This window comes from Streptomyces sp. NH27, from assembly GCF_056859195.1.
The window spans coordinates 1-17,915 of the sequence record NZ_JACEGK010000096.1 but is presented as its reverse complement, the minus strand read 5'-3'; the positions used below and the strand labels follow the sequence as shown (position 1 = coordinate 17,915).

Sequence of the window (17,915 nt, the reverse complement as noted above, 5' to 3'; positions counted from 1 at the left end):
GCCCCCCGGTGGGCCCCGCCGGAGACGGCGGGCGAACGGGCGGCGATCAGAGCAGCGGGAGCAGCAGGAAGACGTCGTCGCGGTCGTCGCCCGGGGCGACCCGGATCGCGTCCGGCACCCGGCCCACCTCCTTGTAGCCGCAGGAGGCGTAGAAGCGTTCGAGGCCGAGGCCGCCGCGGCAGGTCAGCCGGATCGCCTCGACGCCGGCGAGGCCACGCGCGGCCCGCTCGGCCTCGGCCATCAGCGCCCGCCCGTATCCCGCACCTTGATGGCGCGGGTGGACCATCACCGTGTAGAGCCAGATCCAGTGGGTCATCAGCCGGTGGGAGTTGTACGTGAGGAACGCGGTCGCGGCGACCCGGCCGTCCTCGTCGCGGCCGACGAGCAGCCGGCGCCGCCCCGCCTCGACCTCGGCGATCGACTCCGCCAGGCTCGGCGCGATGTCCGCGGCGGCGACCGGCGGCACGAAGCCGACCGCGCCGCCCGCGTTGCTCACGTCCGCCCACAGTGCGAGGACGCCCTCGCGCAGGTCGTCGTCGATCGCCGGATCGAGTTCGAAGGTAAGTGCCATAACAGCAGAGTACCTATTACGCCGGATCGACTCCCAGCCGTTTTCGTGTCACCCGGGTCACACCCGTTCACGCCACCCGGGTCACACCCGCATGGGCTGCGGCGACTCCCGGCGGTCGCCGTCGGGGCCGGGGTACTCGCGGATGATCTCGTAGCGGGTGTTGCGCTCCACCGGACGGAAGCCGGCGTCCCTGATCAGGTCGAGGATGTCGTCGCGGGTCAGCTTGTTGGGCGTGCCGTAGTCGTCCGCGTCGTGGGTGATCTTGTACTCGACGACCGAGCCGTCCATGTCGTCGGCGCCGTGGTTGAGGGCGAGTTGGGCCGTGGACAGGCCGTGCATCACCCAGAACACCTTCACGTGCGGCACGTTGTCGAACAGCAGCCGGGACACCGCGAAGGTCTTCAGCGCCTCCGCGCCGGTGGCCATGGTGGTGCGGGCCTGCAGGGTGTTGCGGACCTTGCCGTCCTTCATGTCCACGAAGTCGTGCTGGTAGCGCAGCGGGATGAAGACCTGGAACCCGCCGGTCTCGTCCTGGAGTTCGCGCAGCCGCAGCACGTGGTCGACGCGGTGCCGGGGCTCCTCGATGTGGCCGTAGAGCATCGTCGCCGGGGTCTTGAGGCCCTTGGAGTGCGCCAGCCGGTGGATACGGGACCAGTCCTCCCAGTGGGTGCGGTGGTCCACGATGTGCTGCCGCACCTCCCAGTCGAAGATCTCGGCGCCGCCGCCGGTCAGCGACTCCAGGCCCGCGTCGATCAGTTCGTCCAGGATGTCGGAGGCGGACATGCCGGAGATCGTCTCGAAGTGGTGGATCTCGGTGGCGGTGAACGCCTTCAGCGAGACCTCCGGCAGCGCTTCCTTGAGCGCCTTCAGCGACCGCGGGTAGTACCGCCACGGCAGCGTCGGGTGCAGCCCGTTGACGATGTGCAGCTCGGTGAGGCTGTCGCCCTCCATGGCCTTGGCCAGCCGGACGGCCTCCTCGATCCGCATCGTGTACGCGTCCTTCTCGCCCGGCTTGCGCTGGAAGGAGCAGTACGCGCAGGACGCGGTGCACACGTTCGTCATGTTCAGGTGACGGTTGACGTTGAAGTGGACCACGTCGCCGTTCTTGCGGGTGCGCACCTCGTGCGCGAGGCCGCCCAGCCACGCCAGGTCGTCGGACTCGTAGAGCGCGACACCGTCCTCACGGGTCAGCCGCTCGCCGGCGTGGACCTTCTCCTCCAGCTCGCGCTTGAGCCCAGCGTCCATGTCTGTGTCTCTCCTCCTACGGGGTTCCACCCGACGGTACGCCTACACCTCTTCCGGCAGGTGCCCGACCCGGTTCTCCCACTTGGTGGAGAGCACGATCGTGGTGCGGGTCCTCGCCACGCCCTTGGTGCCGGACAGCCGGCGGATGGTGTGTTCGAGCCCGTCCACGTCGCCGACCCGCACCTTGAGCATGTACGAGTCGTCGCCCGCGATGAACCAGCAGTCCTCGATCTCGTCCAGGTCCGACAGCCGCCGGGCCACCTCCTCGTGGTCGGCGGCGTCCGACAGTTGGAGCCCGACCAGCGCGGTCACGCCCAGGCCCATCGCCGCGGGGGCGACGGTCGCGCGGTAGCCGGTGATCACGCCCGCCTGCTCCAGGCGGTTGATCCGGTCGGTGACGCTCGGCCCGGACAGACCGACGAGCCGGCCCAGCTCGGCGTAGGACGCCCGGCCGTTCTCGCGCAACGCCTGAATGAGCTGCCTGTCCACCGCGTCCATCGGATTGGACCCTCCCGTTCGCCTGGTGATTGCGCTGTAAGGACACGAATCTAAGGCATGAAACGGTTTTTGCCCTGCGCATCTACACTTCGGTGCCGCCGAACGACCCGCCGGATGACCCGTCCGACGGCCCGTCCGATGCCTCGCCTGACGTCGCGTCCGAGGCCGCGCCCGAGGCCGTGCCCGACGCCCCGCCCAGCTCACCCGTCCACCGCCGGTACAACCGGTGCGGCACACCCGCCGCGTCCAGCACCCGCCCGGCCACGAAGTCCACCAGTTCCTGCGCCGTGGTGCCGCCGGCGTAGAACGCCGGCGAGGCGGGCAGCACCACCGCACCCGCGTCGGCCAACGCGGTGAGCTGGCGCAGCGTCTGACCGCTCAACGGGGTCTCGCGCACCGCGACCACCAGCGGCCTGCGCTCCTTGAGCGTGACGCTCGCCGCGCGCTGGAGCAGGTCCTTGGACAGGCCCAGCGCGACCCCGGCCACGCACGCGGTGCTGGCCGGCACGATCAGCATGCCCTTGGCCGGGTACGAACCCGAGGACGGCCCGGCCGCGAGGTCGCCCGCGGGCCAGTACCGTACGGCCGCCAGGTCGGGGCCGGGGGCGAAGGCGTCCGGGCGGCCGTCGGCGCCGCGGGCCAGCCAGCGCGCCAGGTCCTCCCGCCAGTGCGCGTCCCGCACCGCCGCCCCGGTCTCGTCGAGCAGGGTCAGCCGGGCGGCCCGGCTGACCACCAGGTCCACGCTCTCGCCCGCGCCCAGCAGCGCGCGCAGCACCGCCGCCGCGTACGGCGTGCCCGAGGCGCCGGAGACGCCGACGATCCACGGGGTGCGCCCGGCGCGCCCCCGTTCACCGCCCCGGACACCCTGTCCGGTGCCCACCTCGCCCACGTCCGCGTCCGCCACGCGGTCGAGCGTAGCCGCGACCTGCGCAAGGCGCCGACCCGGGCAGGTTCACCCGGTTCCCGACCGGTACGGACGGTTCCGGTCGATCGACCTGCCGCGGTGGGAACCGCTGACGGTGTCGGTGGCGTCGTGCACACTGGAGGCTGAACCACGTGGGGACGTGGCGGATTGGGGGGATTCGGTGGCGTACGGACGCATCGCGGCGTACACCGGCCGTCGTGGGACGCGGTTCGCACCACTGCGTGCCCGTGACCGGAGCACTTCCGCCACGGCCGGCAGCCGGCTCGCCTCCGCCGCGGTGCTGATGGTGGCCTGGGTGGCGCTGCTGTGGGCGCTCGAGGTCGTCGACATGACCACCGGCCACCGGCTCGACAGCCTGGGCATCCAGCCGCGCAAGGCAGGCGAGTTGGCGGACATCGTGCCCTCGGCGTTCATCCACTTCGGCTACGGCCATGTGGCGTCCAACACCCTGCCGCTGCTGGTGCTCGGCTTCATCGCCGCGCTGCGCGGCATCGGCCGCTTCCTGGCCGTGTCGTTCGCCGTCATCGTCATCGACGGGCTCGGCGTGTGGGCGTTCTCACCCGCGCACACCAACACCGCGGGCGCCTCCGGCCTGATCTTCGGCCTGTTCAGCTACCTGCTGGTGCGCGGCTTCGTCGACGGCCGCGCGCTGGATCTGGTGGTGGGCCTGCTCGTCGGGGCGTACTACGGCACCTCCATCCTGTGGGGGGTACTGCCGGTGCACACCGGCGTCTCGTGGCAGGGTCATCTCTTCGGCCTCGTCGGCGGGGTGACCGCCGCTTACCTGTTCCGCGACCGGCCGGCCGAGGTGCGCGCCGGCGAACCACCGCACGGCGGCTGATCGATTGCCGGACTCCGGCAAGCAACCAGCCCGCAACTCGCCCTGAACAACCCGGGTGATTCCACAGCGCCCGCACAGTTACGCTTCTGCTCCAGCTCGTCCACTTACTCGCCCCTTTCCTAGGAGTTCGTCATCATCAGCATGCGCAAGGGCCTCGCCGCCGCCGGAGTGGTGGCCCTCATATCCGCCGGGTCCGCAGCGTGCGGTGCCGACGACCCCACCTCGCCGCAGGGGAAGGTGAGCAACGCCTTCGAGAAGCTCGGCAAGCAGAACACCGTCAGCGTCGACCTGGGCTTCAGCGGCACCTCCGCCCAGATCTACTCGGCGATGAAGGACGAGGACGGCTTCACGCAGGCCGACGCCGACCTGCTCGCCTCGCTGCACGTCACGATCGGCGGCAGCTCGGAGAAGTCGCTGAACCTGCTGGGCAAGAGCTTCGGCAAGGGCGCGGACGCCTCCAAGGGCTCCTCCGCGGGCTTCCTGCTCTCCACCGACGGCCCGAGCGGCAAGAAGCTGATCGAGGTGCGCCTGGTCGGCCAGAAGGTCTATGTGCGGGCCGACATCAAGGGCCTGGAGAAGCTCGACACCAGCAAGTCCGACGCCGACTCCATCGCGGCGTTCAACGAGCAGTACCTGGACGGCCTGACCAGCAAGCCCGGTTCGGTGGGCGCGGTGCTCAGCGGCAAGTGGGTCAGCATCGACCCGGCGGTGTGGAGCGCGTTCGCCAAGAGCGCCCTCGCCGCCCAGGGCGTGGACAGCGGCTCCGGCTCCACCGCCGCCCCGACGCTCGACGCGAAGACGGAGCAGCAGGTCGTCACCGCGCTGCGCGCCGCGCTGACGAAGGACGCCACCTTCGCCGACGCCGGCAAGAAGGACGGCGCCGACCACGTCACGGTGAGCGTGCCCGCGCAGCAGTTCGCGAAGGACGTGGCCGCGAGCGTCACCCCCGCGTTCAAGCAGATCCCCGGCATCAAGCAGTCCGACCTGGACAGCATGCAGAAGGCCGAGGGCGTGCCGAACAAGAAGGTCACGGCCGATGTCGCCATCAAGGACGGCAAGATCGAGTCGATCACCTTCGACATCCACCAGCTGGACAGCGAGTCCACCGGCCCGCTGCCGCTGACGGTCGGGTTCAAGAGCAGCGTGGCGCCGATCAGCGCGCCGAGCGGCTCGGTGGCGCTCAACCCGCAGGACGTGGTGAGCGCGGTCATGAACCAGTTCGGCGGCGACAACTCGGACGACTCGATGTTCTGAGCGGCACCACCGCGTCGCACGACGCAAGTCGCACGACGCGAGCCGTATGACGCACCTCGCATGACGCTCGTCGTATGACGGCAACGGCCTCGGCGGATCATCCCGCCGAGGCCGTTGCCGTTGCCGTTGCCGTGGTGCCGTTGCCGTAAGTCCGCCCGCTACCAGCTCAGGCCGCGCGCGATCAGGTCGAGCAGCGCGAAGACGAAGAGCGTGATGCCGATGACACCGTTGACCGTGAAGAACGCCCGGTTCAGCCGGCTCAGGTCGTGCGGCTTGACGATCGAGTGCTCGTAGACGAACGCGCCGGCCACGATCGCCATGCCCACCCACCAGAAGCCGCCCGCGCCGGTCGTGGCGCCGTACCAGATCAGCAGTGCGGTGGTGATCAGATGGCAGACCCGCGCCCCGTACAGCGCCGCCGGGATGCCGAACCGGGCCGGCACCGACTTCACGCCGTGCGCCCGGTCCGCGGCCACGTCCTGGCTGCCGAAGATCAGGTCGAACCCGCCGATCCACACCCCGACCGCCAGGCCGAGCACGACCGCGTGCCAGTCCCAGGACCCGGTCACCGCCAGCCACGCGCCGATCGGTCCCATCGCCTGCGCGACGCCGAGGATGGCGTGCGGGAAGTTCGTGAACCGCTTGCCGTACGGGTAGACCACCATCGGCACCACAGCGACCGGCGCCAGTGCCAGGCACAGCGGGTTGAGCAGCGCGGCGGCGCCGAGGAAGACCACCACGGCCAACAGTGCCCCGGTCCACGCCGAGCGCACCGACAGCGCGCCGGTGACCAGTTCGCGCTTGGCGGTGCGCGGGTTGCGGGCGTCGATCTCCCGGTCGATGATCCGGTTGCAGGCCATCGCGAAGGTCCGCAGACCCACCATCGCCACCGTCACCAACAGCAGTTGGCGCCAGTGCACGCTGTGGCTGCCGTGGAACATCGCGGTCAGCGCGGCGATGTACGCGAACGGCAGCGCGAAGACCGAGTGTTCGATCATCACCAGCCGCAGAAAGGCCCGCACCCTGCTGTCGGGCCGCGGCTCCGACTCGAACAGATCCGGCGTCGTGGCGCTCATAGGCCGTACTCCCTCCACCTTTTCGTCACCAGGTCCGCCGTCTGCGGGTCGGAGAGCACCATCTCAGGCCAGCCGCCGTCACGGGTGTAGCCCTCCTCCGGCAGCTTACGGGTCGCGTCGATGCCCGCCTTGCCGCCCCAGAACTGCTGGTACGACGAGTGGTCGAGGTGGTCGACCGGGCCCTCCACCACCGTGAGGTCCCGGGCGTAGTCGGTGTTGCCGAACGCCCGCCAGGCGACCTCGTGCAGGTCGTGCACGTCACAGTCGGCGTCCACCACCACGACCAGCTTGGTCAGCGACATCATGTGGGCGCCCCACACCGCGTGCATCGTCTTCTGCGCGTGCTTGGGGTACTTCTTGTCGATCGAGACGATCGCGCAGTTGTGGAAGCCGCCCGCCTCCGGCAGGTGGTAGTCCACGATGTCCGGCACGATGATCTTCAGCAGCGGCAGGAAGAACCGCTCGGTGGCCCGCCCAAGCGGCCCGTCCTCGGTCGGCGGCCGGCCGACCACGATCGACTGGAACACCGGCCGCTTCCGCATCGTCACGCAGTCGATGGTCAGCGCCGGGAACGGCTCCTGCGGGGTGTAGAAGCCGGTGTGGTCGCCGAACGGCCCCTCCGGCAGCGTCTTTCCCGGCTCCAGCCAGCCCTCCAGCACCACCTCGGCGTGCGCGGGCACCTGGAGCGGCACCGTCTTGCAGTCCACCATCTCCACCCGCTTGCCCTGCACGAACCCGGCGAACAGGTACTCGTCGATGTCGCCGGGCAGCGGCGCGGTCGAGGCGTACGTCACCGCGGGCGGGCAGCCGAACGCGATCGCCACCGGCAGCCGTTCGCCGCGCCGCTGGGCGACCTGGTAGTGGTTGCGGCTGTCCTTGTGGATCTGCCAGTGCATGCCGATGGTGCGCCGGTCGTGCCGCTGGAGCCGGTACAGGCCAAGGTTGCGCACCCCGCTGACGGGGTCCTTGGTGTGGGTCAGGCCGAGGTTGAAGAAGAACCCGCCGTCCTGCGGCCAGGTGAACAGCGCGGGCAGCCGGTCCAGGTCCACGTCGTCACCGGTGAGCACGACCTCCTGCACGGGGCCGTCCTTCACCTTCTTCGGCGGCACGTGCACCATCCCGGCGAGCTTGCCGAACGCCTCCCGCACCCCGACGAAGCCGTGCGGCAGTTCCGGCTTGAGCAGCCCGCCGATCTTCTCCCCGATGTCGGCGTACGACGTCAGGCCCAGGGCCTTCAGCAGCCGCCGGTCGGTGCCGTACACGTTCATCGCCAGCGGGGCGAGCGAGCCGCGCACGTTCTCGAAGAGCAGCGCGGGGCCGCCGGCCTTGTTCACCCGGTCGGTGATCTCCCCGACTTCGAGGTACGGGTCCACCTCGGCGGTGATCCGCTTGAGGTCGCCGTCCTTCTCCAGTGCCCTCAGCAGCGAGCGGAGATCGTCGTAAGCCATGCGGTCAGTCTTCCACCCCGCGACGGCCGTACGCGGCCGGGCCGCCGACCGCCGGACCCCAGGACGTAACCTGGGTGGGGTCAAGGATTGGTCAACATGGGGCCGGGGTTCTCGAATGACGCGCTACATGCCGTTCCTGCTGGTGATCGCGGTATGGATATACGCCTTCGTGGACTGCCTCGGCACTCCGGACCGGCAGGTGCGCGGACTGCCCAAGGTGGTCTGGCTGCTGATCGTGTTCTTCTTCGGCGAGATCCTGATCGGCCCGCTGGCCTGGCTGGCGCTGGGCAAGCGGCGCGTACCCGGCCCGCGTGGCGCCTTCCGGCCCGGGTGGGGGCCGGACCTCTCCCGCCCGGCCGACCCCGCGAAACCCCGGCCGCTGGACGGCCAGTTGCTCCAGGCGCCGCAGGAGGACTGGGTGCCGCCGGACGACAACCCGGAGTTCCTGCGCTCGCTCGCCGAGTTGAACCGGCAGAAGCGCGGGGACGGCACCGCCCCCGCGCCCGAGGGCGAGTGAGCGGTACCGTCCCGATGTAGCGGTACTCCGCGAGGCGAGCTTCGTCACACCCCGGCGTAGGAGTGCTTGCCGGTCACGAAGATGTTCACGCCGTAGTAGTTGAACAGGAAGCACCCGAAGGCGACCAGTGCCAGGTAGGCGGCCTTGCGGCCCTTCCACCCGGCGGTCGCGCGGGCGTGCAGGTAACCGGCGTACACCACCCACGTGATGAACGACCAGGTCTCCTTCGGGTCCCACTCCCAGTAGTGGCCCCACGCGGCCTGCGCCCAGATCGCGCCCGCGATGATGGTGAACGTCCACAGCGGGAAGACCAGCGCGTTCATCCGGTACGCGAACTTGTCCAGGCTCGCGGCGGCCGGCAGCCGCCGCATGATGTCGCCCCAGCGGTTGTTGTGCGCCTGCCCGGCCAGCAGCGCCATCTCGTAGTGGTCGCGGAACAGGTAGAGCAGCGTGCCGACGGCGGCGAGGTAGAACACCGCGCCGGAGATGATCGCGCACGAGACGTGGATCCACAGCCAGTACGAGTGCAGCGCGGGCACCAACTGCTCGCTGGAGGTGTAGAGCACCGACAGCGCCAGGCCCAGGTCGAGCAGCACCGACGTGGTCAGGAAGAGCCCGATCCAGCGGACGTTCTTCTTCAGCGCCAGCAGCAGCAGGTACGCGCCGACCGCCACCGCGCCGAACGTGGTGGAGAACTCGTACATGTTGCCCCACGGCGCGCGCTGCACCGAGGCGGCCCGGAAGGCGACGCCGCCGGCGTGCAGCACCCATGCCAGGGCGGTGAACGAGACCGCGATCCTGCCGTACAGGTCGCCCTTCTCGTTACCGCCCGAGGCGCCCGGGCCGTCCGCGATGTCACGGTCGCTGGCGGAGGCGCGGGTGACGACCTTGGGCCGTGCCAGCGTGGTGGTGCCCCCCGCGGAGCGCACCGCCACCGCCGGCGCGGCCGCGTCCTGCGCGTCCTGCGTGGTGAGTGCGGCCGACTGCACGGCGATCTTGCTCCGGCCGCCGAAGACCCACTCCGCGAGGTGTGCGAGGAAGGCGAGCGCGTACACGAACATCGCCGAGCGGATCAGGTAGTTGCTGTAGTTCGCGAAGTTCTCGTTGACCGCGGCCGCGAGGTTCACGCGCGGACTCCTTCGTCGTCGGGCAGGGTTGGCGGTTCGTCGGGGACGTTCGAGGCACCGGACCCGGATACGGTCCCGGGTGAGTCCTCGTCGGCGGTATCGGCGGGGCGTTCGGCGGTGGATCTGACCGGGGCGGCCGGTTGGAGCTGGTCGACGAGCTCGCCCAGCTCGTCGGCGATCCGGGCCGACTCGCTACGGCCGAGGCCGCCCATCTCGACGAGGGTGCCGCGGTCGGACGGCACCGCGCGCACCCAGATCCGGCGCCGCTGGATGAACAGCGACCCCATCAGACCGAGGATCGCGATGATGCCGCTGACCAGCGCCAGTTCGTTGCCGGACTGGTGGGAGACGGTGAAGCTGGCCCAGCGCTTGACCCCGTCGAACTCCAGGCTGCCGGCGCCGCCCGGCAGTTCCATGGAGTCGCCCGGGCCGAGCGCGACGCCGTTCACACCGGTCTTGGTGTTCAGCTTGAACTGCTTCATGTGCGCGGTGTCGAGCTGGTACACGTTCTGCGCGATGCCGGAGTCCAGGCCGAGGTCGCCGTGGAAGGCGTTGAGCCACAGGATCGGCTGCAACTCGCCGGGGAAGAGCGACATCGGGCCGCGCGAGGTGTCACCGGTCGGCGTGAAGTAGCCCTCGAACGCGAGCTGGTCGGGCTTGCCGTTCTTGCCCATCGCGTCCGGGACCTTGATCACGCCGGTCGAGGTCAGGTTGGCGTCCTGCGGCAGGAACGGCACCGGGCCCTGGTACGCGAGGTTGCCCTGGGCGTCCTTGACGGTCACCACGGGCGCGTAGCCGTGCGAGATCAGGTACACCTTCTCGCCGCCGATGCTCAGCGGGTGGTTGGTGGCGATCGAGCCCTTCGTCGCGTGCGAGCTGTCGGTGCCGCTCCAGTAGTGGATGTTCGCCTGGAACTTCAGCGCGGTGCCGCGCTCCGGGCCGCTGGTGGCGTACTGGTCGTCGAAGCTGTCCAGCGTGAAGCCGAACGGCTTGAGGTCGTCGGCGTTGTAGAGCGTGCCGCCGGAGAAGTCGTCGTACTGCGTGAGGTTGTTGACGAAGCCGTCCTGGCCCTCGACCACCAGCTTGCCGCCCGACGCCGCGTTCAGCGAGGTCCAGGCGAAGCCGATCAGCAGGCCGAACAGGGCCACGTGGAAGAGCAGGTTGCCGGCCTCCCGCAGGTAGCCCTTCTCGCCGGCCACCGAGGTGCCGGTGGCGTTGACCCGGAACCGCCGCCCGCGCAGCGCCTTCCGGGCCGCCTGCGCGACCTGCTCCGGGCTCGCGTCGGTGTGCCAGGTGCTGTACGCGGGCAGCCGGACCAGGTGCCGCGGCGCGGCCGGCGGCTTGGCCCGCAGCTGCCCGACGAACTGCCAGCTGCGCGGCACGATGCAGCCGGCCAGCGAGATGAACAGCAGGATGTAGATCGCCGAGAACCACGGCGAGCCGTAGACGTGGAACAGGTCCAGCCGGGAGTACAGCGGGCTGATGTCCGGGTGCGCCTTCTTGAACGCCGCGACCTTCAGCTCGTCGCTGTGCTGCGGGATCAGCGAACCGGGGATCGCGGCCAGCGACAGCATGAAGAGCAGGATCAGCGCGATCCGCATCGAGGTGAGCTGCCGCCACATCCAGCGCAGCCAGCCGAGCACGCCGAGCGAGGGCCCGCTGGCCAGGGTGTCCACCGGCTGGGTGGACAGCTGCGCGCCCGCGGCGCCGAGACCGTCCTCGCCGCCGGCGCCCTCCTCCTGGAGGTCAGGATCGCGGCCGGCGTCCGGCCCGGAACCCTGGCCGGGGACACGGCCGTCACTTGGCTTGTGCGTGATGCTCACGGTTCAGACCCCTGTGGAGAAGCCGCTGGACCAGATCTGCATCTGGTAGGTGATGTGGTCCCACACGCCGGTGACGAGCAGCACCCCGACGGCCACGAGCATGCCGCCGCCGATCCGCATGACCCAGGCGTAGTGCCGCTTGACCCACCCGAAGGCGCCCAGCGTACGGCGGAAGGCCAGGGCGGCCACGATGAACGGCACCCCGAGACCGAAGCAGTAGAAGACCATCAGCAGCGCGCCACGCCCCGCGCTGGCGTTGTTGAAGGCCAGCGTCTGCACGGCGCCGAGCGTCGGTCCCACGCACGGCGTCCAGCCCAGCCCGAACATGGCGCCGATCAGCGGGGCGCCGGCCAGCCCGACACCGGGCCGGTAGTGGAAGCGGAACTCCCGCTGGGTGATGCCGCCGAGGATGCCCATGAAGGCGAGCCCGAGCACGATGGTGAGCGTGCCGAAGATCCGGGTCAGCAGTTGCCGGTGCTCCTGGAGATCGGCGCCGAAGTTGCCGAACAGCGCGCCGGTGGAGACGAACACCGCGCTGAAGCCGAGCACGAACAGCAGCGACCCGGCGAACATCCGCCCGCGCCGGGCCCCGCCGAGGTCGCTGCCGGTGACGCCGGTCACGTAGGAGAGGTAGCCGGGCACGAGCGGCAGGACGCAGGGCGAGGCGAAGGAGATCAGCCCGGCGAACATCGCGACCGGTATGGCCGCGACGAGTGCTCCGGACTGCACCGTGTGCACGCTGTCGGCGAGGAGGAGAGTGCCGCCGGCCACGTCACTTCTCCGCGGCGATGGGGTCGATCAGCTTGTGCAGCTGCTCCTCGGTGAGCGCGGTCAGTGCCCGCCCCGCGACCCGTCCCTGCCGGTCGATCACGAGGGTGGCCGGCAGGCTCTGCGGATTGAGGCTGCCCTTGGGGAACTTCAGGATCAGCTTGCCGTACGGGTCGTACAGGCTCGGGTAGGTGATGTTGAAGCGCTTGTCGAACCCGGCGGCGTTGGAACGGACCAGGTCACGCGTGTTGATGCCGAGGAACTGGACGTCCTTGCCGGCCTCGGCCGCGGAGACCTTGGCCAGGTTGGGCGCCTCGGCCCGGCACGGCGCGCACCACGACCCCCAGATGTTGACGACGACGACCTTGCCCTTGTACGCGGCGAGGCTGGCGGTGCCGCCGGACACGGTCTCGCCGGACAGTTCCGGGGCGGCCTTGCGCTGGGCGGCCTTGACCACCGTGATGTTGCCGTTGCCACCGACGAAGTTGGAGTTGCCGGTGCCGGACGACGACGTGGACGAACTGCATGCGGCGAGCGTCAGCGCCAGCGCCACGGCCCCGGCCGGCACGGCGGCGCGGCGGAGCAGGTGGCGTCCGAAGGCGCGCGGAGAACTCATGTGAAAAGTTTCGCATGGGCCTTCGGACGATCTTCCGCACCCCCCCACCGGCAACCCCAAAGACGGCAATTGCCCCAAGTAAGGATGCGAGGGTCAGGTCGCCGACGGCACCGAGGGCGCCGCGCCGGTCGCGGGCGCGGCCCCGGTCGCGTCGGAGGCCGGCACCTGTCCGGTGAACTGCTTCCAGCCGCCGACCGGCTGCCCGCCGACCTCCAGTTCCCGCAGCTTGTCCAGCATCGCCGGGTCCTGGGCGTCCAGCCAGTCGGTGAGCTGCTGGAAGGAGACCAGCCGCACGTCCTTGTAGCCGAGCGAGGCGATGTGCTGGAAGGCCGCGTCGACGGCGTCCATGTAGATGCCGCCGTTCCAGTCCTCGAAGTGGTTGCCGATGTAGAAGGGCGCGCGGTTCGTCTCGTAGGCGCGCTGGAACCCGGCGACGTACGAGGCGGTGGCCTGGCTGCGCCAGTACGGGTAGTTGCGCGGGTCGGACTTGGTGGCGGCGTGCGACTGGTTGGCGAGCATGTTGTAGTCCATCGACAGGACCTCGAACGTGTGCCCGGGGAACGGGATGAGCTGGAGCGGGAAGTTCCACAGGCCCTGCATCTTGTCCGGCCAGGTCTGGTTGCCGCCGGGGTTGCTGGTGTCGTAGCGCCAGCCGAGCGCGGCCGCGGTGGGCAGCAGGTTGTCCTGGCCGAGCAGGCAGGGGGTGCGGCCGCCCATCAGGGTCTTCTCGTAGTCGAACGGCAGCGGCTCGTCGTCGTGCCAGCCGGTGTTCGTCTTCCACTGGGTGACGAACGACACGGCCTGGTCGATCTCGCTCTTCCAGTCCGCCGGGGTCCAGCGGCCGACGCTGCCGGCGCCTGCGCAGAAGTGGCCGTTGAAGTGGGTGGCGATCTCGTGGCCCGCGGACCACGCCTGCCGCAGGTTGTCGAGCGTCATCTTGATGTGGTCGTCGGCGAGGTAGCCGATGTCGGAGGCGCCGAGCGGGCTGTTCGGCGGCGCGTACTGCAGCTTCTTGTCCTCCGGCAGCAGGTAGAGGCCGGAGAGGTTGAAGGTCATCTTGGCGCCGTGGTCGTCGGCGAGCTTGCGGAAGCGGGGGAAGAGGCCGTTGCCGATCTCGCCGGCGCCGTCCCAGGAGAAGACCACGAACTGCGGGGGCGTCTGGCCCGGCTCCAGCCGGTCCACCACGGGCTGGCCGGGCTGCGGGCCGGTGTCGGCGGTGGAACCGTCGCCGATCAGCCGCACGGTCGTCGCCGGGGCCTTCGCGCCGCTCGCCCCGGAGTGCTCCCCCGTCTTACGGGCACTTGGGGCGGCGCCCGAGGTGCCCCCCTCCTTTGCGCCGCAACCCGCCACGGCTACGCCCGCGGCGGCTCCGGCGGTGGTGGTCAACAGGGCCCTTCGGGTCATGGCACTCATGCGATCCCCGTCTCTCGGCGTCTGCGTTCTGCGTCTGCGTCGTTGCCCCTCACCACTTCCTTGTGGTCACGGAGAAACGGGGACTCGCCGCCAAATAGCCCACTTATGGGCTAAACAGATCACCTTAAAAGAGGCCCGGAGCTGGCATATGCGGAAGAAGGGCGCACACGTAAGGGGCGCCGGGAAATTCCCGGCGCCCCTTGCTTGCGACCCTCTTCCGTAACGGCACCCAGGGTGCGGCTACGCACCCACCGAGCCGCGTACCGGCTTGGCGCCGGCCCGCAACCTCGCCGGGACGAGGTCGATCGCCGGCTCGCTGTAACCGACGGAGACCACCTCGTCCCCCTGGAACGTGAAGCTGGTCACGCTCGCGAGCGTGCACTGCCGCTTGCGCGGGTCGTGCCACAGCCTCCGCCGCTCCGCATAGGACCGCACGATCCAGATCGGCAACTGATGGCTGACGCATACCGCTTCGTGCCCGCGCGCGGCGTCACGCGCCGCGCCCAACGCGGCCATCATCCGCACCACCTGGTCGACGTACGGCTCCCCCCAGCTCGGCCGGAACGGATTCGTGAGGTACTTCCAGTTCGCCGGCCGGCTCAGCGCGCCGTCGCCGACGCCGAAGGTCTTCCCCTCGAAGACGTTCGCCGCCTCGATCAGCCGCGCGTCGGTCGCCAGGTCCAGCGAGAAGGTCTTCGCGATCGGCGTGGCCGTCTCCTGGGCCCGCTCCAGCGGGGAGGCGACGACGTGGCGGATGTCACGCCCGGCCAGGTGCTCGGCGACCCGGTCGGCCATCTGCCGGCCGAGTTCGGAGAGGTGGTAGCCGGGCCGGCGCCCGTACAGCACCCCTTCGGGGTTGTGCACCTCGCCGTGGCGCATCAGGTGCACGACGGTCAGCTCGGTGTGGTCGGCGCTCATGCGTGGGCCTCCGCTGCGGCACGTGCGGCGGCGGGCAGCGCAGCGGCGATCCGCTGCACCGCCTGCTCGTCGTGTGCGGTCGACACGAACCAGGACTCGAACGCGGACGGCGGCAGGTAGACGCCCTGCGCCAGCATCGCGTGGAAGAAGGCGGTGAAACGGTACGCCTCCTGCTTCTTCGCGCCGTCGAAGTCGCGTACCTCGGCGTCGGTGAAGAAGACGGAGAACATGCTGCCCGCGGTCTGCACCCGGTGCACGACGCCCTCCTTGTCCAGCGCCGCGCTCACCAGTTCGCGGATCTGCGCGGAGACCGCGTCGAGCCGGGCGTACGCGGCCGCGTCCAGCAGGCGGAGTTGGGCCAGCCCGGCGGCGGTGGCGACCGGGTTACCGGAGAGCGTGCCGGCCTGGTAGACCGGCCCGGCCGGGGCGAGCGCGGCCATCACGTCGGCGCGGCCACCGAAGGCCGCGGTGGGGAAGCCGCCGCCCATCACCTTGCCGAAGGTCATCAGGTCGGGGCGTACCCCGTCGATCCCGTACCAGCCGGCCGCGCTGACCCGGAAGCCGGTCATCACCTCGTCGGAGATGTAGAGCGCGCCCTCGGCCGTGCACAGTTCCTTGAGCCGGGCGTTGAAGCCGTCCCGCGGCGGCACGACGCCCATGTTGCCGGGCGACGCCTCGGTGATGACGCAGGCGATCTCGCCCGGGTGGGCGGCGAACGCGGCCCGTGCCGCCTCGATGTCGTTGTACGGCAGCACGATGGTGTCGCCGGCCTGCGCGCCGGTCACACCGGGGGTGTCGGGCAACCCGAACGTGGCCACCCCGGAACCGGCGGCGGCCAGCAGCGCGTCCACATGACCGTGGTAGCAGCCGGCGAACTTCACCACCTTCGCGCGGCCGGTGAAGCCGCGGGCCAGCCGGATCGCCGACATCGTGGCCTCGGTACCCGACGACACCAGGCGCACCTGCTCCAGCGGTTCGACCCGCGCCACCATCGCCTCGGCGAGCGCGACCTCACCCTCGGTGGGCGTGCCGAAGGAGGTACCCCCGACCACCGCCGCCTGCACGGCCGCGATCACCTCCGGGTGCGCGTGGCCGAGAATCATCGGTCCCCACGAGCAGACGAGGTCGACGTACTCGCGCCCGTCGGCGTCGGTCAGATACGGGCCGGCACCGGAGACCATGAACCGCGGGGTGCCGCCCACCGCGCGGAACGCCCGCACCGGGGAGTTCACGCCACCTGGGGTCACGGCCGCCGCGCGGTCGAAGAGTTCCTGGGACACTGGTGCTTCGTACGGATAGCTCACAGGCACATGCTCTCAAACGACGGGCGTTGCGCGGCAACGTCTCAACCTCGCATCTGACACGATGATCGGGTTGCATGGTTGGGTCGACGGATGGTCGGGTAGTGGAATGCAGCAGCGCGGTGGCGAACCGGGCGACGTACCGGGCGATCGCGAGCCCGAAAACCCCCGCCCCACCGGCCGGCGACGCCGGCCCGCCGATCGCGTACCGCAGGAGAACAACGACTCCGGGACTGACCATCCGGAGCAGCGACCGACCGCAAAGGGCAGGAGCAGGGGTGGCCGAGTGGGGGTGACCTACAAGTACTTCGGCGCGCCCGACGGGGCCACCGCAGCCCGCGTCCCCATCTCCATGCGCCCGGAGGAACTCGGGGGGGACGAACTCGGCCAGGGCATGTACACCAAGGTCAAGCCGGAGACGATGGCCGCGATGGTGCTCACCGGCATCGAGGGCATACCCCCGTCGAAGGTCCCGCCGCTCGAACTCGTCGTCCTGCACCCGGATTACGCCGTCGTCCGGCTGCCCTCGTCCGTGGTGGACCCGCTGCGCACCGCCAACGAGGAGTCGTTGGGCGCCGCCGCCTTCATCTGGTCCACGGTGCCCGATCGCCGCGGCCCCCGCGACGCGTTCGTCATCTACCAGATGCTCCATGAATGGCAGGATTTCGCCCGCCGCTGCGAGGAGTCCGGCCACCAGCTCTACTGCCTGGTCTGGCCGTAGCGCCTGCCGTCCGAATTCGCGCGCGCCACTGCGGCCGCGCGATGCGATATGCCCCCTTCGCCCGCTTTGTTTCTGGCGGATCGCCGCAACGGCCTGGACACGCACAACGCCCTTGCGGCGCAGGTGAGTCGGCGGACGCGCGGGGTCGATCCGGCGGACGCGCGGGGCCGAGCCGGCGGACGCGCGGGCGCTTTCGGGGGCCGTCGAGCGGGCGCCGGATCAACGGTCGCGCGACGCCTTCCCGTACTGCACGAAGAACGCCTCGGCCACCGCGTCCACCGCCAACGGGTCGGCGCCCGTGGCGAGTTCCCACAGCAGGCCGCGGCCGGCGGCCGGCCACAGCAGCGCCTCGGCGCGGGCCCGGCCGGCGGGGACGCCCATCTCCCGCACCAGGTGAGCGAAGTACCGGGCGGACTACCTAAGCGTGACGGATTCCGGTGGCGCCGGCCCTCCGTAGCGTCTGTCGTACCGGAACACGCGGGGCGCCCGCCCCGATCCGGAAGCACCGGCAGACCAGAGGAGTTCGACATGACCGCCTACGTCGTGGCCCACATGCGCAGCGTCACCCCGCACCCCGAGATCGGCATATACCTCGACCGGATCTCGGACACCCTCGACCCCTTCGGCGGCCACTTCCTCGTCCACGACTCGGTGCTGGACGTGGTGGAGGGCGACTGGCCCGGCTACCTGATCATCGTCGAGTTCCCCGACCTGGCGGCGGCCCGGGACTGGTACGCCTCCCCCGCGTACCGCGAGATCGCCCACTACCGCACCGACCACTCCGAAACCGACCTCGTCTTCACCGCCGGAGTGCCCGACAGCTACCGCGCCGCCTCACAGCACTGAGCACGCC

General features: G+C 70.4%; 19 protein-coding genes. 5 read left to right on the top strand and 14 right to left on the bottom strand.

Annotated features, from left to right (window positions below; translation table 11 throughout):
* Nucleotides 1–46 precede the first annotated feature (46 nt).
* From AC13HU_RS10930 to AC13HU_RS10915, 4 genes are all read right to left on the bottom strand, one after another.
* Complete coding sequence (locus AC13HU_RS10930) at nucleotides 47–571, bottom strand: GNAT family N-acetyltransferase (RefSeq protein WP_483041596.1); 525 nt, start codon at nucleotides 569–571, stop codon at nucleotides 47–49.
* A gap of 81 nt (nucleotides 572–652) precedes the next feature.
* On the bottom strand, nucleotides 653–1,816 hold the full coding sequence (gene mqnE, locus AC13HU_RS10925) for an aminofutalosine synthase MqnE (RefSeq protein WP_483041595.1): 1,164 nt from the start codon (nucleotides 1,814–1,816) through the stop codon (nucleotides 653–655).
* 42 nt (nucleotides 1,817–1,858) lie between these two features.
* Nucleotides 1,859–2,314, bottom strand: coding sequence for an Lrp/AsnC family transcriptional regulator (locus AC13HU_RS10920; protein WP_328467791.1), 456 nt, complete (start codon nucleotides 2,312–2,314; stop codon nucleotides 1,859–1,861).
* 82 nt (nucleotides 2,315–2,396) lie between these two features.
* Complete coding sequence (locus AC13HU_RS10915) at nucleotides 2,397–3,194, bottom strand: UbiX family flavin prenyltransferase (protein ID WP_483041598.1); 798 nt, start codon at nucleotides 3,192–3,194, stop codon at nucleotides 2,397–2,399.
* A 328-nt stretch (nucleotides 3,195–3,522) separates the two neighbouring features.
* Here AC13HU_RS10915 and AC13HU_RS10910 point away from each other — a divergent pair, with 328 nt between their 5' ends.
* Entirely contained in the window at nucleotides 3,523–4,080 is a 558-nt protein-coding gene (locus tag AC13HU_RS10910; protein ID WP_483041597.1) for a rhomboid family intramembrane serine protease, read from the top strand.
* Between the two features lie 141 nt (nucleotides 4,081–4,221).
* The gene (locus AC13HU_RS10905) at nucleotides 4,222–5,334 is read left to right on the top strand and encodes a hypothetical protein (RefSeq protein ID WP_483041594.1); all 1,113 of its coding nucleotides are present in this window, start codon (nucleotides 4,222–4,224) and stop codon (nucleotides 5,332–5,334) included.
* A 158-nt stretch (nucleotides 5,335–5,492) separates the two neighbouring features.
* Here the strand turns inward: AC13HU_RS10905 and mqnP are convergent, their stop codons facing one another.
* Nucleotides 5,493–6,410 carry a menaquinone biosynthesis prenyltransferase MqnP gene (gene mqnP / locus AC13HU_RS10900; RefSeq protein ID WP_483041593.1) on the bottom strand — a complete coding sequence of 306 codons (918 nt, stop codon included), beginning with the start codon at nucleotides 6,408–6,410 and terminating at the stop codon, nucleotides 5,493–5,495.
* Complete coding sequence (locus tag AC13HU_RS10895) at nucleotides 6,407–7,858, bottom strand: menaquinone biosynthesis decarboxylase (protein WP_483041592.1); 1,452 nt, start codon at nucleotides 7,856–7,858, stop codon at nucleotides 6,407–6,409. Before AC13HU_RS10895 ends, mqnP begins: the two co-directional genes overlap by 4 nt.
* A 115-nt stretch (nucleotides 7,859–7,973) precedes the next feature.
* Between AC13HU_RS10895 and AC13HU_RS10890 the strand changes: the two genes are divergently transcribed.
* Nucleotides 7,974–8,375 (top strand): PLD nuclease N-terminal domain-containing protein, encoded by a 402-nt coding sequence (locus tag AC13HU_RS10890; RefSeq protein ID WP_483041591.1) that lies wholly within the window; start codon nucleotides 7,974–7,976, stop codon nucleotides 8,373–8,375.
* Nucleotides 8,376–8,419: 44 nt separating this feature from the next.
* Here the strand turns inward: AC13HU_RS10890 and ccsB are convergent, their stop codons facing one another.
* The 7 genes from ccsB to hemL form a co-directional block, all read right to left on the bottom strand.
* Entirely contained in the window at nucleotides 8,420–9,502 is a 1,083-nt protein-coding gene (gene ccsB, locus AC13HU_RS10885; protein ID WP_483041590.1) for a c-type cytochrome biogenesis protein CcsB, read from the bottom strand.
* Nucleotides 9,499–11,325: a cytochrome c biogenesis protein ResB gene (gene resB / locus AC13HU_RS10880; protein WP_483041589.1), complete on the bottom strand. Its 1,827-nt coding sequence runs from the start codon at nucleotides 11,323–11,325 to the stop codon at nucleotides 9,499–9,501. Before resB ends, ccsB begins: the two co-directional genes overlap by 4 nt.
* 3 nt (nucleotides 11,326–11,328) lie before the next feature.
* A complete protein-coding gene (locus AC13HU_RS10875) occupies nucleotides 11,329–12,096 on the bottom strand; it encodes a cytochrome c biogenesis CcdA family protein (protein WP_483041588.1) in 768 nt (255 codons plus the stop codon).
* Nucleotide 12,097: 1 nt separating this feature from the next.
* Nucleotides 12,098–12,709: a TlpA family protein disulfide reductase gene (locus tag AC13HU_RS10870; protein ID WP_483041587.1), complete on the bottom strand. Its 612-nt coding sequence runs from the start codon at nucleotides 12,707–12,709 to the stop codon at nucleotides 12,098–12,100.
* A 93-nt stretch (nucleotides 12,710–12,802) separates the two neighbouring features.
* Nucleotides 12,803–14,122, bottom strand: a complete 1,320-nt coding sequence (locus AC13HU_RS10865; protein ID WP_483041586.1) for a polysaccharide deacetylase family protein — start codon at nucleotides 14,120–14,122, stop codon at nucleotides 12,803–12,805.
* Between the two features lie 240 nt (nucleotides 14,123–14,362).
* Complete coding sequence (locus tag AC13HU_RS10860) at nucleotides 14,363–15,040, bottom strand: histidine phosphatase family protein (protein WP_483041585.1); 678 nt, start codon at nucleotides 15,038–15,040, stop codon at nucleotides 14,363–14,365.
* The gene (gene hemL / locus AC13HU_RS10855) at nucleotides 15,037–16,344 is read right to left on the bottom strand and encodes a glutamate-1-semialdehyde 2,1-aminomutase (RefSeq protein ID WP_483041584.1); all 1,308 of its coding nucleotides are present in this window, start codon (nucleotides 16,342–16,344) and stop codon (nucleotides 15,037–15,039) included. Before hemL ends, AC13HU_RS10860 begins: the two co-directional genes overlap by 4 nt.
* Before the next feature lie 106 nt (nucleotides 16,345–16,450).
* Between hemL and AC13HU_RS10850 the strand changes: the two genes are divergently transcribed.
* Nucleotides 16,451–17,062: a hypothetical protein gene (locus AC13HU_RS10850; RefSeq protein ID WP_483041583.1), complete on the top strand. Its 612-nt coding sequence runs from the start codon at nucleotides 16,451–16,453 to the stop codon at nucleotides 17,060–17,062.
* Nucleotides 17,063–17,281: 219 nt separating this feature from the next.
* Here AC13HU_RS10850 and AC13HU_RS10845 read toward each other — a convergent pair whose 3' ends face one another.
* A complete protein-coding gene (locus tag AC13HU_RS10845) occupies nucleotides 17,282–17,452 on the bottom strand; it encodes a hypothetical protein (RefSeq protein ID WP_483041582.1) in 171 nt (56 codons plus the stop codon).
* A gap of 138 nt (nucleotides 17,453–17,590) precedes the next feature.
* Between AC13HU_RS10845 and AC13HU_RS10840 the strand changes: the two genes are divergently transcribed.
* The gene (locus tag AC13HU_RS10840; RefSeq protein ID WP_483041581.1) at nucleotides 17,591–17,908 is read left to right on the top strand and encodes a DUF1330 domain-containing protein; all 318 of its coding nucleotides are present in this window, start codon (nucleotides 17,591–17,593) and stop codon (nucleotides 17,906–17,908) included.
* Nucleotides 17,909–17,915: the final 7 nt, after the last annotated feature.